This is a genomic window from Ruegeria sp. BF7, from assembly GCF_056538605.1.
On sequence record NZ_JBQFTM010000001.1, the window covers coordinates 747,382 to 761,953 of the forward strand.

The 14,572-nt window shown below is 60.3% G+C and carries 13 protein-coding genes; 3 read left to right on the forward strand and 10 right to left on the reverse strand.

Features of this window, described 5'->3' with window-relative positions; genetic code table 11:
- Positions 1-126: 126 nt before the first annotated feature.
- Positions 127-1,443 carry an aspartate aminotransferase family protein gene (locus ACR0IK_RS03790; RefSeq protein WP_480640496.1) on the reverse strand — a complete coding sequence of 439 codons (1,317 nt, stop codon included), beginning with the start codon at positions 1,441-1,443 and terminating at the stop codon, positions 127-129.
- Positions 1,440-2,246, reverse strand: coding sequence for a beta-keto acid cleavage family enzyme (locus ACR0IK_RS03795; RefSeq protein ID WP_480640497.1), 807 nt, complete (start codon positions 2,244-2,246; stop codon positions 1,440-1,442). The genes ACR0IK_RS03790 and ACR0IK_RS03795 overlap by 4 nt, the downstream gene beginning before the upstream one ends.
- Before the next feature lie 61 nt (positions 2,247-2,307).
- On the opposite strand from ACR0IK_RS03795, the gene ACR0IK_RS03800 reads away from it, so the two are divergent.
- A complete protein-coding gene (locus ACR0IK_RS03800; RefSeq protein ID WP_480640498.1) occupies positions 2,308-3,207 on the forward strand; it encodes a MurR/RpiR family transcriptional regulator in 900 nt (299 codons plus the stop codon).
- Positions 3,208-3,250: 43 nt separating this feature from the next.
- Here the strand turns inward: ACR0IK_RS03800 and ACR0IK_RS03805 are convergent, their stop codons facing one another.
- From ACR0IK_RS03805 to ACR0IK_RS03825, 5 genes are all read right to left on the reverse strand, one after another.
- Positions 3,251-4,042, reverse strand: coding sequence for an FAD binding domain-containing protein (locus ACR0IK_RS03805; protein WP_480640499.1), 792 nt, complete (start codon positions 4,040-4,042; stop codon positions 3,251-3,253).
- A 94-nt stretch (positions 4,043-4,136) separates the two neighbouring features.
- Positions 4,137-6,497 (reverse strand): xanthine dehydrogenase family protein molybdopterin-binding subunit, encoded by a 2,361-nt coding sequence (locus tag ACR0IK_RS03810; protein WP_480640500.1) that lies wholly within the window; start codon positions 6,495-6,497, stop codon positions 4,137-4,139.
- Positions 6,498-6,577: 80 nt separating this feature from the next.
- Positions 6,578-7,063: a (2Fe-2S)-binding protein gene (locus tag ACR0IK_RS03815; RefSeq protein WP_480640501.1), complete on the reverse strand. Its 486-nt coding sequence runs from the start codon at positions 7,061-7,063 to the stop codon at positions 6,578-6,580.
- A 151-nt stretch (positions 7,064-7,214) separates the two neighbouring features.
- On the reverse strand, positions 7,215-8,216 hold the full coding sequence (locus ACR0IK_RS03820; RefSeq protein WP_480640502.1) for a molybdopterin-binding protein: 1,002 nt from the start codon (positions 8,214-8,216) through the stop codon (positions 7,215-7,217).
- On the reverse strand, positions 8,213-9,181 hold the full coding sequence (locus ACR0IK_RS03825) for an XdhC family protein (RefSeq protein ID WP_480640503.1): 969 nt from the start codon (positions 9,179-9,181) through the stop codon (positions 8,213-8,215). Before ACR0IK_RS03825 ends, ACR0IK_RS03820 begins: the two co-directional genes overlap by 4 nt.
- 234 nt (positions 9,182-9,415) lie before the next feature.
- On the opposite strand from ACR0IK_RS03825, the gene ACR0IK_RS03830 reads away from it, so the two are divergent.
- Positions 9,416-9,919 carry a hypothetical protein gene (locus ACR0IK_RS03830; RefSeq protein ID WP_480590701.1) on the forward strand — a complete coding sequence of 168 codons (504 nt, stop codon included), beginning with the start codon at positions 9,416-9,418 and terminating at the stop codon, positions 9,917-9,919.
- On the opposite strand, the gene ACR0IK_RS03835 is transcribed toward ACR0IK_RS03830, so the two are convergent.
- On the reverse strand, positions 9,920-11,176 hold the full coding sequence (locus ACR0IK_RS03835) for a vWA domain-containing protein (RefSeq protein WP_480640505.1): 1,257 nt from the start codon (positions 11,174-11,176) through the stop codon (positions 9,920-9,922). It abuts the gene before it with no gap.
- A complete protein-coding gene (locus tag ACR0IK_RS03840) occupies positions 11,176-12,084 on the reverse strand; it encodes an AAA family ATPase (protein WP_480640506.1) in 909 nt (302 codons plus the stop codon). Before ACR0IK_RS03840 ends, ACR0IK_RS03835 begins: the two co-directional genes overlap by 1 nt.
- Positions 12,085-12,218: 134 nt before the next feature.
- Between ACR0IK_RS03840 and pyrC the strand changes: the two genes are divergently transcribed.
- A complete protein-coding gene (gene pyrC, locus ACR0IK_RS03845) occupies positions 12,219-13,256 on the forward strand; it encodes a dihydroorotase (RefSeq protein WP_480640507.1) in 1,038 nt (345 codons plus the stop codon).
- Here the strand turns inward: pyrC and ACR0IK_RS03850 are convergent.
- Positions 13,253-14,548 (reverse strand): MmgE/PrpD family protein, encoded by a 1,296-nt coding sequence (locus ACR0IK_RS03850; protein WP_480640509.1) that lies wholly within the window; start codon positions 14,546-14,548, stop codon positions 13,253-13,255. The genes pyrC and ACR0IK_RS03850 overlap by 4 nt on opposite strands.
- Positions 14,549-14,572 lie beyond the last annotated feature (24 nt).

The window sequence follows — 14,572 nt, forward strand, 5'->3', positions numbered from 1 at the left end:
AATATGGCCGCGTCCGGTGTGGAGGCGGCCATATCTTAAGCATCTTCGCTTACTGTAAAGCTTGCGATTTTGTGTTCCACCCTATGGAATGCATCATCATCCGAAGGGGCTTTTCTTTTTCGTCCGTCAGATCACTGCTGATATTGCCTTGCTCAGCTTTCCGACCAACTCGTCGATCTCTGCTTCTTCGATGATGAACGGCGGCGCCAGCAGGATGTGATCGCCCAACCGCCCATCCCGTGTGCCGGACATCGGGTAGCAGATCAGACCTTCGGCCAGCGCAGCCTTCTTGATCTTTCCTGCCACGCCGAGCGCTGGGTCGAACGGTGTTTTACTGTCGCGATCCGCAACCAGCTCAATTCCTCGGAACAAGCCACGGCCCCGAATATCTCCGACGTTGGAATGTTGTCCTAACGCGGCCTCAAGCGCCAATTGCAGTTTCTCCCCCATGACACCTGCCCTCGCGGGCAAATCACGCCCGGTCAGTTCGCTGATAACGGCCAATGCCGCCGCAGTAGCGACCGGGTGGCCAATGTAAGTGTGGCCGTGCTGAAAGAACCCGGACCCGTCGCGGATCGCATCGTAAATCCTGCCGGTGCACATCATCGCCCCGATCGGCTGATACCCAGCCCCCAACCCTTTGGCGATGCACAGGATATCCGGAGCGACTCGGTCATGATCGCAGGCAAACAGATGCCCTGTACGACCCATGCCACACATCACCTCATCCAGAATCAGCAGCACGCCGTACTGGTCGCAGATCTCGCGGATGCGCTTAAAATACCCTTCAACCGCAGGCACTGCGCCCAAGGTGGCCCCGACAACCGGTTCAGCCATGAAGGCCATCACGGTCTCGGAACCCAGCCGCAGGATTTCAGCCTCCAGCTCGTTGGCGACACGCTGACCGTAGTCATGGCTACTCTCGCCTTCTGGCTTCTCGGCATATTCATAGCAAGGCGCGATATGGGTCATGTCGATCAACATCGGCGCAAACTGCGCCCGCCGCCATTCGTTCCCTCCAGCCGACAGGGCGCCCAGAGTATTGCCGTGGTAACTCTGCCTCCGGGCAATCACGTGCCGCCGCTCGGGCTGACCAATCTCCAGGTAATACTGCCGCGCAAGTTTGATTGCCGCCTCTGTCGCCTCGGACCCGCCCGAGACGAAATACACACGATCGAGATCGCCCGGAGCCTGCTCGACCAGCAAATCCGCCAGCGCTTCAGCCGGTTCCGACGTCATGAACCCCGTATGTGCAAAGGCGATTTTCTCTACCTGCTCCTGTACCGCCCGGATTACCGCCGGATTGGAATGGCCAAGGCAGGACACGGCGGCGTCACCACAATCCAGGTAACGACGGCCTTGCGCATCGATCAGATAGCATCCGTCCCCCCCTGCGGCGACAGGCAGGTCTGATTTCGTGTGACGCGGGAATACGTGGCTCATTCGACTGTCCCTTCCAACATGGCAACAAGCGCCGTCACCGACGCGGCATTGTCTTTCCAGAATTTTCCGTTTTGATCGGTCAGGCTGTTTTCAAAGCCAACCCGAACGTCTCCGCCCCGCCGGGCAGCATACGCCAGACAAGCATGTTCCTGCGCACCAAAGGCGCAAACCATCCAAGGCGATGGGGCTTGGGGAAACTGATCCAAATCCTGAGGTGAGGATTGTTGACCTGAAGTGTATCGCCCCAGAACCAAAATACGATCCACCTGACTATCCCGCACGATCCCGGCCTTTTGCCACTGTGTCAACAAGGCCGCGTCATCCGCGTCGTACAGGATATGCTGCACCCGCGTTCCCTGTTCGGCGCACAGCCCATACACTTGTGGTGCCAATTCGGGCGCCCGCGAGATTTCCCGGACAGACACCGAAGCCCAATCCGGCCGCACCTTTTCAAGACAGGCGAACTGGGCGGAAACGTCGAACACGCCGGCAGCCTCGGTCGTGATCTGAATATCCATCTTCGGAACGCCCCGACGCAGTTCGGCCATCGTTTCAAGGTATTGACCCGCGTCCAGCGAGTGCCGCCCCAGCTTGTCCCTAACATGCAGATGCAGCCCATGCGCCCCGACCTTGAAACAGGCACGCGCCGTGTCCGCGATCTGATCAATTGAGACCGGCAATTCCAAGTGATCTGAAGCCCCCCGCCGTGCACCATTTGGAGCGACCAGCACATAAGGGCGTCGGGAGGATTCGTTATCTATTCGCGTGTCTGACATGCTCATACCTTGGATGACACCTGCCATGTAATCTAACCTTGGTCGTTTTTTACTTGCTAAACACAAAACATATGTTTTTTCTTTTCCGATGGAAAACACACCCAACCAGATCACTGACCGCCTGCGTCAGGATATCGAACGGATGCCTTCGGCCCTACAAGCCGCCGCCAAGTACATCATCGATCACCCCGGAGATTTCGGACTGGACCCGATCCGTACAACGGCCACCCGGATCGGCGTCAGTTCGAATGTTTTGGTCCGGCTTTCGCAGCGCATGGGATTTGACAGTTTCGAAGCCTTCCGCACTCCGTTCCGCAACGCCTTGGTCACGGACCGGGAAGGCGAACTGGGTCAGGATTGGCTGAACACACTACAATCCGAGGACGCCTTCAGTAACATCCAGTCCAAACTGGCCCAGAATGAGCAAAACGTGGTCACCCGGTCCTTGCGCCTGATGAAGCCCGACAAGACACGCAAGGCCATCCGGCACATTACGACATCCCGCAGGTGTTTCGTCACCGCGACACGCGCAAGCTACGCGCTGGCGTACTACTTCTCTTATACCGGCCGCATGGCGCACCCGGGCATCCAACTGGTGCCGCGCTATATCGGGTCTGCCGCCGATGATTTACTGGATGCCGATCAACAGGACTGCCTGGTCGCCATCACCGTCCACCCCTATTCCGCGGACACCATTCAATCGATGCGGTTCGCGAAACTCAGAGGGTTGCGCCTGATCCTGATCTCGGACAGCGACGTGATTGCGCCCGGGGTCGAGCCCGACGTCGCCTTTACCGTCAGCACCCGCGCCCTGTACCCGTTTTCCTGTTTCACCGGAGCGATGGCCGTTCTGGAGTGCCTGCTGGGCCACCTCTTCGATGCCGGAGGCGACGCGGCCCGACAGCGGATCGAAGCCTATCAAAAGGCGCGTGAGGACACCGGAGCCTATTGGCAACCCGCCAAACCGCCAAGACTGCGCCGCACGTAAAAAGCCCCGGCCTTTAACCGGGGCTATTCTCAGTTACTGAGTCTCACAAACAGGAATCGACGGCCCGTTTGGTCATGACTCCGACAAGATGCGCACGGTATTCCTTGCTGCCATGCAGATCCGCGATCATGTTGGCCGGGTTGATGCGCAAATCCATCAGCGCATCCGCACGGAATTCTTTGTTCAGCGCTTCTTCCGCCTCGGACCAGCGGAACACGCCATCTTCGCCTGCACCGGTGACGGCAACACGCACGCCATCGGCAAACCTCGCCACGTAGGCACCCACAAGGGCAAACCGTGAAGCCGGTTGCAGGAACTTCTGGTAACTCGCCGCCTCCGGCACCGGGAAGCGGACCGAGGTGACGATCTCACCCTCGTCCAGCGCGGTGGAGAACAAACCCTCAAAGAAGTCGTCCGCCTCGATCTGCCGTGCATTGGTGACGACGGTCGCGCCTGAACCCAACACAGCAGCCGGATAACAGGCCGCCGGATCGTTATTGGCAATCGACCCGCCAATGGTGCCCCGGTTACGCACCGCGGGATCACCGATCTGACCTGCCAGCGCCGCAAGAGCCGGATAGCTGCTGGCCGCATCGGCGGCGACGGTTGCATGGGTCGTCGCCCCGCCAACGGCCACCGATCCGTCATCCTCGACACAAACCCCTTTCATCTCGGCAATCCCACTCAGCGATACCAACGACGACGGGGACGCCAGCCGCTGCTTCAGCGTCGGGATCAGGGTTTGTCCGCCCCCTAGCGCTTGCGCATCCTCGGACCCCAAAGCGGCAACCGCGTCCGCAATGGTCGAGGGTTTCTCAAACTCGAAATTGTACATTTCGTCTTCCTTTCCGAAAGGCACTCTGCTGCCCTTCATCTTTTTGGAAATACTCCGGGTAGCGCGAGGGGCCGGCCCCTCGCACCCCAACCAGTCAGCTGTTCATCGCCGCCCAGACGCGCGACGGGCTTACCGGCATGTCGATGTGATCGACGGCCTTGCCACCCGAGTTCAGCGCATCCAGCACCGCATTGACCACCGCTGGCGGCGAACCAATCGCACCGGCCTCGCCACAACCCTTCACGCCCAACGGGTTATGGGTACAAGGCGTTTGGCTGGAGTGATCCACACCATAGAACGGCACGTCATCCGCACGCGGCATGGCGTAATCCATGTAGGATGCACTCAGCAGCTGGCCGTTCTCGTCATAGGCACAGTTTTCAAGCAGCGCCTGCCCGATGCCCTGACCGATGCCGCCATGCACCTGACCATCCACGATCATCGGGTTCACGATGTTTCCGAAGTCATCCGCGGCGGTGAAGGCCTCGATGGTGACCTGACCGGTCTCGGGGTCAACCTCGACCTCACAGGCATAGGCTCCGGCCGGGAAGGTGAAGTTGGCCGGGTCGTAAAACGCGGTCTCCTCCAGTCCGGGCTCGACCTCCAGCGGATAGTTGTGCGGCACATAAGCCGTCAGGGTCACATCGCCCCAGGCCACCGACTTGTCGGTGCCCGCGACGCTGAACTGACCGTCCTTCAGCTCGATATCGGCCTCAGACGCCTCCAACAAGTGGGCCGCAATCCGTTTGGCTTTCTCGATCACCTTCTCGGTCGCCTTGACCATCGCCGAGCCGCATACCGCCAGCGAACGCGAACCATAGGTGCCCATACCAAATGGGATCTTCGAAGTGTCGCCATGCACGATTTCGACCATCGACTCGTCGATGCCGATCATGTCGGCCACAACCTGCGGGAAGGCGGTCTCATGCCCCTGCCCGTGGCTGTGCGCACCAACCATGACGCTGATCGAACCGGTGGCGTTTACACGCACAGTCGCTGCATCATAGAGACCCGCCCGAGCCCCCAACATGCCAACGATGTTCGAAGGCGCGATACCGCAAGCCTCGATGTAGCAGTTGACGCCCAGACCACGCAGCTTGCCATTGGCCTCGCTTTTCGCCCGACGCGCGGCAAAGCCTGCCAGATCGGCGGCGGCCTCAAGCTTGTCCATCGTCCCATTGTAGTCCCCAGTGTCATAGGTCAGCGCCACCGGCGTGTCATAGGGGAATTGGGTGACAAAGTTCTGACGGCGCAAGGCAATCGGGTCGACGCCTAGTTCGCGCGCGGCCTTGTCCACGACGCGTTCCAACTGGAAGGTCGCCTCGGGCCTGCCCGCGCCGCGATAGGCGTCCACCGGTACTGTGTTGGTGAACATCGCCTTCACATTCACCTGAATGACCGGCGTCTTGTAGTTGCCTGCCATCAGCGTGCCGTGCAGCCAAGTCGGAACCGAACTGGAGAAGGTCGAAAGATACGCGCCCAGGTTGGCATAAGTATTGGTGCGCAAACCGATAAAGTTATTGTCCGCATCCAGCGCAAGTTCGATCTTGCTGACATGGTCACGGCCATGGGCGTCCGACATGAACGCCTCGGACCGGCTGGAGGTCCACTTAACCGGACGGTTGCATGCCTTGGCGGCGAAGGTGCAGAACGCCTCTTCCGCATAATGGAAAATCTTGGTGCCAAAGCCGCCGCCCACATCCGGGGCCACCACGCGCACCTTGTGTTCGGGAAGGCCCAGAACAAAGGCACACATCAGCAGCCGGATCACATGCGGGTTCTGCGATGTTGTAAACAGCGTGTATTCATCTGTGCCGCGCTTGTATTCGCCCACCGCCACGCGCGGTTCCATCGGGTTTGCGACCAGTCGGTTGTTCACCAAATCCAGAGTGGTGACATGGGCTGCATTGGCAAAGACCTCATTCACCTTGGCGTCGTCGGTCTCACCCAATTGCCAGTCATAACAGATGTTGTTCTTCAGATCGTCATGGACCAGCGTTGCGCCATCCTGCGCGGCGGCCTTCATGTCGATCACTGCGGGCAGTTCTTCGATATCAACATCGATCGCTTCGGCCGCGTCGCGGGCCTGTTCCAGACTGTCGGCCACAACTGCGGCGATGGGATCGCCCACATGGCGCACTTTACCTTGCGCCAGAATGGGGTGCGGCGGCTCTTGCATCGGCGCGCCGTGCTTGTCGGTCACTTCCCAGCCGCAGGGCATCCCGCCCACGCCTTCGAAATCCTTGCCGGTGAAGACCTTGACCACACCGGGCATATCCTCGGCTGTCGAAGTGTCCACGGAATTGATCCGGCCATGCGCGATGTCGGACCGCAGGAAATGCACATAGGCCTGGCCATGTACGTTGATGTCGTCGGTGTAATTGCCCGCTCCGGTCAGAAAGCGTACGTCCTCGCGCCGCTTGGAACTGGCTCCGATGCCACTGTCTTTGGGCATTGCTTGTTCTCCTCCCATAAACGGATGCTGATGCACCCTTTGTCATCCCACGGGCGTCTCCTCTTGCGCCCGCAGTGGCATCATTCGGCAGCGATGCTGCTGACGTCCTGGCCGGATGCAGCCATGATCGACTTGACGATGTTGTGGTAGCCGGTGCAGCGACACAGGTTGCCTTCCAGATATTTGCGGATCTCGGCCTCGGTCGGACGTGGGTTGTCTTTCAGCAGGGCCGCAGCACTCATCACCATGCCCGGCGTGCAGAAACCGCATTGCAGACCGTGGTGATCCTGAAACGCCTGTTGGATGACGTTCAACGAGCCATCGGCGTTCGCCTGTCCCTCGATCGTGCCGACCTCGGCCCCGTCCGCCTCAAGCGCCAGCATATTGCAGGACTTCACCGCCTCACCGTTCACGTGCACCACACACGCGCCACATTGTGCGGTGTCGCAGCCCACATGTGTTCCGGTCAGCGACAGGTGATCACGCAGAAAGCTGGACAGCAATGTCCGGCCCTCGACATCACCGCTCACGGATTTCCCGTTCACGGTCATTGAGACCTGTGTCATATGTTCCTCCCAAAATGAAACTCTCCCTAGGCCGAGTTAAACACGGGAGTTTTTGTTTGAGAACAAAAATATTTAGCGATTGTTTTGGTCGGTCACTCGGCCAAACACTAACACCTATATCGTTGAACCGGAAAGGCAAATAACCGCTGTGCTACACCTTGCGCCCGGCCCTTGGCTGCGGGCGCGTCGGGATTTCCTTCAGCAGCCCGCCGACCCCCATCGCCGCAATGTCCGCGCCGGTCGTTTCGATACCGCAGGCCACGCGGGACAGGACCCAATCCGCCCCGTTCAACGCAGGAGACCGCGCGCAACCCGGCAGTCCGATCACCGGGCGTTCGTCCAGAGACCCCAGAAACAGTAGGTTCCCCGGATCGACCGGCATTCCGAAACGGTCCACCTGCCCGCCTGCAGCGCGCACCGCCTCAGGGGCCACATCCGACACATCCGAGGTGGCCGAGCCGGTCAGGATCATCAACACATCCCCCCGCGTTTCCCTGATTGTCGACGCAAGCGCTTCAGTCTGGTGCGGTACAACCCGCACATCGGCCAGTTCCAATCCGAGGGCCTCCACCCGCCCCTGAATCGCCGCGATGCCTTTCTCGTTCGGCGGCCCGCCGGGAATGTCGGTCACAACCAGCCCGGCGTTTCGGTAGACGGGCGTGGCAAGGCGGATCGCCCCCTTTGCCAATCGTGACACTTCAAGAACGTCCCCCCCCGGAACGGCGTAGGAAATCACCTTGATCGTCGCAACCATGCCGCCGACAGTCATCTGCTGGAGTTGCGGCACGGTGGCCACGGTGATCATCGGGTTGACCTGATTGAACGCCTCAAGTGCGGCAACATCCAGCACGGCAACACCCGGTCCCTCCGCCAACAGGTTCACGCGGCCGGTGAACGGTTTCGTCACCCGCAACGTGGCCGACTTGGGGTCTGGCACCAGAGCGTCGGCCAGCATCCCGGCCGCTTTGTCTTCATGACAATCTCCCGGCTCCAGCCGGGCAACTGTGATCGAACTGTACCCGGCTGCGACCAATGCCTCCTGATGCTCGGCCGTCAGCAAGAGGCCCTTACGCAGTTTGGTCTTTCCGGCCTTTACGGAGTGCGCCAGTATCGCTCCGGCGGCTTGATCAACAAGAACTGGACCGAACTTCACGCTTTACCCCGTAATACGGCTGTCATTTGCGCAAGTATGGCCACTGCGATTTCCGAAGGGTCCGCAGCGCCGATGTCCAGACCAACCGGCCCGTGGATGCGCGTAATCTGTTCATCAGTGAACCCGGCCTCTTTCATCCGCACCACCCGTTTGGCATGGGTTCGTGTCGAACCCAATGCGCCGATATAGAAAACTCCGGCCCGCAGAGCAGATTGCAAAGCCGGGTCATCCAGCTTGGGGTCATGGGTCAACAGTACCACCGCCGTCCGTGCGTCCATCCCCAGCTTGGCAGCGGCTTCGTCTGGCCAATCGGTAAGGATCGTCTCACCAGGAAAACGCGCACTGGACGCAAACGCATCGCGCGGGTCAATGATGGCCGGATCGTAACCGGCGATCCGCGCCATTGGCACCAAAGCTTGTGCGATATGAACTGCGCCAACGATGATAAGCCGCAGCGGCGGGTTGTGCACCGCGACAAAGGTCTGACCGTCCTCTTCAAACCCGGATCGATCCATGCGCAGACGGTCTGCATAAGCATTGCGTCGCAGGGCGCGTTGACCTGTTTCAATATTCACCTCATAGGCCACAGCCTCCCGACGGGCGCGGGCCTCAACCAGTTCCCGCAGCATCGGTTCGAGCAGCACCTTGCCCACCGGCTCGACCAGAACGCGGATGGTGCCACCACAGGCGAGCCCCACGGCAAAGGCATCCTCATCGCTGACGCCGAATTCCAACAGCCGTGCTTCACCTTCGTCGATCGCCTCCAGCGCTTCGACCACGACCGCGCCTTCGACACAACCGCCCGAGACCGACCCTTCGATGCGGCCGTCGCCACCGATGACCAGTTGAGCGCCCACTCGCCGAGGCGCGCTGCCCCAGGTCTCGACCACCGTGGCTATTGCGACAGGTTTTCCGTCTCGGTACCAGCGCAAGGCCGTTTCGGGGCTGTTGTCGAATCTGTCCATTGCACCCTCCCGGAGTGTTCAAACCCAACATAGGCAGGTTTGGCGGGATGAAAAGGAACCCATGCGCCGAGGGTCGCTCCACCGGCCCCAAATACCGGGTCTTCGGCACGAAGAAGCCCGAATTCCCACAGTTTAGGCAAAGGATTGATTGTCATCAGTCCTGATTCTAGCCTACACGCGCAACTGGTGCATTCCTGTATGCGCATATTTATTTTTCACAAGGGAGACAGAGAGTTGAAACGCATTTTTACACTCGGAATGGCAATTGGACTACTGGCTTCGACTGCAGTCAGCGCGGATACCTTCCTGCGCTACGGTGAGGTCGAGGGATGGAAAGTTTTTATCGATCAGGACAAAAAGTCCTGTCTGATCGAAGCAGTTGATGACTCGGAAAACGTGGTTCAGATGGGGCTGACCGAGGACCGCAGCGTCGGCTATGTGGGCGTGTTCACCAAGGCCAAAACAGACATCAAACGCGGCGAGAAAGAAGCCGTGGCGATCCTGCTGGGGGACAACATCTACCTGGGCGAAGCTACCGGCATGAAGGGCAACATTACCAAAGGGTATTCCGGCGGCTATGTTCTGTCCGACGACCCTCAATTCGCCGAAGATATCGCCAAGCAAAAGGTTATGGTCGTGTTCCCCGAAAAGGAATTTGCCTTCACTGTTGATCTGACCGGCACCTACAAGGCCATGGAAATGGCGCGCAAGTGCAACGAAGAACAGGTGGGTGGCTAATCACCCCGAAAGCGCGGTCATCAGCCGCGCTTTCTCTCCCACGTCGTCGGGTTGTGAGATGACAGCGGCAAGATCCTCCAAAGACGTAATTGAATGACCCGCGCGGAAACTGTCGACATGCGGCAGCATCGCAGCAACGCCCTGCGCCTTGGGCGCGAACCCATCCCAACGTAACAACGGGTTGAGCCAGATCAGACGGCGCGCCGAGAGGTGCAAACGCTCCATCTCTTTTCCCAAAGCGTCGGGATCGCCCCGGTCCAGCCCGTCCGAGATCAGCAGCACCACCGCCCCCTGCCCCATGACCCGGCGCGACCAGTCGCGGTTGAACGCGTGAAGGCATTCTCCGATCCGGGTGCCGCCCTCCCAATCTTGCGCTTCGGCCCCGGCAGCCGCCAGCGCGGCATCCACGTCGCGCTGCTTCAAGTGACGGGTTACATTGGTTAGGCGTGTGCCGAAGGTGAACGCATGAACCTTTGCCCAACCGGCGCCCTTGGCGTTCGAAACCGAATGCAGGAAATGCAGGATGATCCGGCTGTACTGGCTCATAGACCCCGAGATATCGCAAAGCACCACGAGGTTGGGCCAACGCGATTTAGGCTTCAGGCGCGCGATATCGCGCAGCTCTCCACCCTGACGCATCGCAGCGCGCAGGGTCCGAGCACGGTCGATGCGATGACCCAGATGGCTGGCCTGCCCGCGCCGCGAGTCGATGGGTTTCACCGGCAACGTCAACCGCGCCAGCATACGTTTGGCCTGTACGATCTCGGCGGTGCTCATCTGCTCAAAATCCAGACTGCGCAATCTTTCCTCGGAGGACGCGGTTTGCGAGGCGTCAATCTCAAGCTCGGTCTCATCTTCCTGCTCGACCGCCTCGGGCAGATCGCGTTCGACCCCGTCCAGCAAAGCCTCGGCCGCGCGTTTTTCAGCAGGGTCGGCCATGCGTTCCTCTTGCACTCCACGGATGGCGGGCAGCATCATGGACATCATGTGCTCCATGTAGCGCGGGTCGCGCCAGTACATGCGAAAGACCTGTGCAAACACCGTCCGATGTTCGGGGCGGCTGACAAAACAGGCGTGGAGCGTCCAGTAGAAATCCCGCTTCTCCGTGAACCCGGCGGTCTGCACGGCCCGAATGGCATCAACCACCCGCCCCGTTCCAATCGGCAACCCCGCCTTGCGCAAGGCCCGCGCGAAATGAGTGATATTATGCGCCAGCTTGGGGTTGTCGGGAATATCGAGGGGGAATTGTTCGACCATCAAATCGGCTCAAGTGACGCTTTCGCCTGATCCAAAATCCGCTTCGCTTCGGATCCCTGAAGTCTCTGTATGTCGTCCTGGTACTTCAGGATCGCGCCCAGCGTGTCGCCGATCACTTCGGGGCTGAGGTTGATCACGTCCAGCGCAAGCAAACATTTGGCCCAGTCGATGGTCTCGGCCACGCCGGGTTTCTTGAACAGATCCTCTGTGCGCAGGCGCTGAACGAAGGCCACAACCTCGCGGCTAAGCTCCGCGGCTGCCTCGGGGGCGCGGGCGTGGAGGATTTCGATCTCGCGATCGAAATCGGGGTAGTCGACCCAATGATAGAGGCAACGGCGTTTCAGCGCGTCGTGCACCTCGCGCGTGCGGTTCGAGGTGACGATGACGATCGGTGGTTCCGGGGCTGTAATGGTGCCCAGTTCGGGAATAGTCACCTGAAAGTCGCTGAGCGCCTCCAGCAGGAATGCCTCGAAGGGTTCGTCGGTACGGTCCAGTTCGTCGATCAACAGCACGGGAGCGCCGTTTTCATCCGGGCGCATGGCCTGAAGCAACGGGCGCTCAACTAGGTACTCGTCCGAGAACAGCTCGGACTGCAACGCGCCCCGATCCGCGCCACCTGACGCTTCGGCTGTACGGATTGCCACCATCTGCGCCGGGAAGTTCCATTCATACACAGCCGAGGATGCGTCCAGGCCCTCGTAGCATTGGAGTCGGATCAGGCGGCGGTTCAACCCTGCGGCCAGCGCTTTGGCGATCTCGGTTTTGCCGACACCCGCCTCACCCTCCAAAAACAGAGGGCGGCCAAGTTTCAGCGACAGAAAGACTACGGTGGCCAGTGCCCGCCCGCAGACATAACCCTGCGCGCCCAGCAATTTTCGAACGGCATCAATGGTGTCTGGCTGTGTCATCTGCAATTCTCCCTCGGCACAACAGGTCACGGCAGCGCGTGCACGTCAAGGCCATGGCCTTTCCGGGACTTACGGCGATCCGGAGCGTTGACAAGGTCTTTTCCGGCGGCGGCCTGTGTGATAGCGGAGGCGCCATGACCGAAAGCATCACGATCCGCCGCCCCGACGACTGGCATCTGCACTTGCGCGATGGCGCAATGTTGCAGGCCGTCCTGCCCGAAACAGCGCGCCACTTTGCCCGTGCGATCATCATGCCCAACCTTGTTCCGCCCGTGGTACGAGGTGATCAAGCCGCCGCCTATCGCGACCGCATCATGGCCGCGCTGCCCGAGGGCATGACGTTCGAGCCATTGATGACGCTGTACCTGACCGAGGATACGGATGCCGATGATGTAGCCGCGGCCCATGCCAGCGGTCTGGTCAAGGCGGTCAAGCTGTACCCTGCGGGGGCGACAACCAACTCGGCCTCGGGCGTTCAGGATTTCGACAAAGTACGTTCGGTGTTGGAAAAGATGGCCGAGATCGGTCTGCCCATGTGTGTCCACGGCGAGGTCACTGATCCCGATATCGACATCTTCGACCGCGAGGCCGTGTTTATCGACCGCGTTCTGGACCCGATCCGCAAAGCGACACCGGGTCTGCGCGTGGTGATGGAGCATATCACCACTTCCAACGGCGTGGACTACGTGAAGGCCAACGACACGAATCTGGGCGCGACTATCACTGCGCACCATCTGATCATCAACCGCAACCACATTCTGGTTGGCGGCATCAAACCGCACTATTACTGCCTGCCCGTCGCCAAGCGCGAAGAACACCGGCTGGCGCTGCTGGCCGCTGCTACATCAGGCGACGCGCGGTATTTTCTGGGCACCGACAGTGCACCGCACACGGATGACAACAAGGAAATGGCGTGTGGCTGTGCCGGGTGTTTCACGGCGACAAACACCATGTCTCTGGTGGCTGAGATGTTTGATCGTGAAAATGCGATGGACAAGCTGGAAGGTTTCGTTTCGCTGAACGGACCTGCCTTCTACCGCCTGCCAGTGAACGAGGACACCATCACACTGACCAAGGGCGAGCCCGAGGTTTATCCCGATAAGATCCAAACCGGAGATGGTCCGGTAACCGTCTTTGACCCCGGCTTCCCGCTGCACTGGCGCGTGGTTTAACCCGCCAGCCTGTTTGCCAGATCGTGGGCGCGGCCGCCGGTGCGCAACATCGACCAGATTGCGTCCGACTCTTCGCTACCGATCAGTTTGCTGGCCTTACCGCGCACGCGGTCTTCGCGGTTCGACAAGCTCATCGGCGCCATCAGGTCATGCGTCGCCTCAAGTCGGGCACCGTCACGGCGCAACAGTGTCAGGTGTGCCTGCGTTTCCGACAGGGAGTCATCCGCCACGACTGACACCCGGTCCCGCAGGGATATCACGCGCGGATCTGCGCAAACCTTGTCTGTGTAACTGCCTGGCAACGCAGTGTCATATCCAAGCGCCTGCATGGCGATCACCGTCCTATACGAGAACTTGGCCCCCAGACCAGTGATCGGAGACATCTGATTGCACACGCTCATCCAACGCGGGTGGGTCTTGATCTTGATCTCGGCCACCTCGGGTTCTGCGATGTCCAGATCACGCGCGGCCTCAAGAGCCGCATGCAGGCCATGGCAGCAGGCGTGGAACTTGTGGCTGACGGTTTCGAACAACCATTCCTCGCCCAGCCCGGCCAAAGCGGTCGGCGCATCACCTTCACCACTGTGTGTCGCACCAAACCCGTACGGCCCCTCCAACGCATCCGCGTTGGGTTCAAAGCCCCTTGCGACCAGCAAGGCAGCTTCCACTCCGGCCGAGGCCGCGAGACCCGCGTTATACGGTTTGCCCATCGTGCCGAATTGGGTCTTGAGCCCTGCCGCACGAGTCGCCGTCAGACCCAACACTTTGCGCATCCGCCCGGCCTCAAAGCCCAGAATGCAGCCCGCTGCAACGGCTGCACCAAACGCTCCCGCCGTCGCAGTTTGGTGAAACCCCGCCTGATAGTGGTCGCGCCCCAGCCAGAGGCCCATGCGGATCGAAACCTCCATCCCCACAAGCGCAGCCTCGAGAAAATCAACTAGAATACGGTCGTCCCATTCACTCAGCGCCAAAGCGGCGGGCAATACAGCAACCGAGGGGTGCCCGATATGGGCGAAATGGGTGTCGTCATAGTCCAGTGCGTGCGAGACGGTGCCATTGACCAAAGCCGCACCGCGCATCGGAGCCGCGCCACCGCCAAACAGATGCGCCTGCGCCGTGCCGTCTTCGCTCAGCACCAGATCACGCACGGCTTTTGATACCGGCTCGTCGACCCCGGCGCGTCCCACGGCGATCCAATCCAGAACGGACAGAGAGGTGACGACTCGCGTCTGCAATGTCGTCTCGATAGGCCCAGCTGCAAACGCAGCCAGAGAAGTGGAAAAATCGCTCATGGGCGCAGTTTAGCGTGCGCCGTT

Bases quoted from the DNA above. Each gene is read 5' to 3' on its own strand.
- ACR0IK_RS03850 (WP_480640509.1), bottom strand. From the start codon at position 14,548: ATGAGCGATTTTTCCACTTCTCTGGCTGCGTTTGCAGCTGGGCCTATC.
- ACR0IK_RS03805 (WP_480640499.1), bottom strand. From the start codon at position 4,042: ATGTACAATTTCGAGTTTGAGAAACCCTCGACCATTGCGGACGCGGTT.
- ACR0IK_RS03815 (WP_480640501.1), bottom strand. From the start codon at position 7,063: ATGACACAGGTCTCAATGACCGTGAACGGGAAATCCGTGAGCGGTGAT.
- ACR0IK_RS03825 (WP_480640503.1), bottom strand. From the start codon at position 9,181: ATGGACAGATTCGACAACAGCCCCGAAACGGCCTTGCGCTGGTACCGA.
- ACR0IK_RS03835 (WP_480640505.1), bottom strand. From the start codon at position 11,176: ATGGTCGAACAATTCCCCCTCGATATTCCCGACAACCCCAAGCTGGCG.
- ACR0IK_RS03790 (WP_480640496.1), bottom strand. From the start codon at position 1,443: ATGAGCCACGTATTCCCGCGTCACACGAAATCAGACCTGCCTGTCGCC.
- ACR0IK_RS03810 (WP_480640500.1), bottom strand. From the start codon at position 6,497: ATGCCCAAAGACAGTGGCATCGGAGCCAGTTCCAAGCGGCGCGAGGAC.
- ACR0IK_RS03800 (WP_480640498.1), top strand. From the start codon at position 2,308: ATGGAAAACACACCCAACCAGATCACTGACCGCCTGCGTCAGGATATC.
- ACR0IK_RS03795 (WP_480640497.1), bottom strand. From the start codon at position 2,246: ATGGCAGGTGTCATCCAAGGTATGAGCATGTCAGACACGCGAATAGAT.
- ACR0IK_RS03840 (WP_480640506.1), bottom strand. From the start codon at position 12,084: ATGACACAGCCAGACACCATTGATGCCGTTCGAAAATTGCTGGGCGCG.
- pyrC (WP_480640507.1), top strand. From the start codon at position 12,219: ATGACCGAAAGCATCACGATCCGCCGCCCCGACGACTGGCATCTGCAC.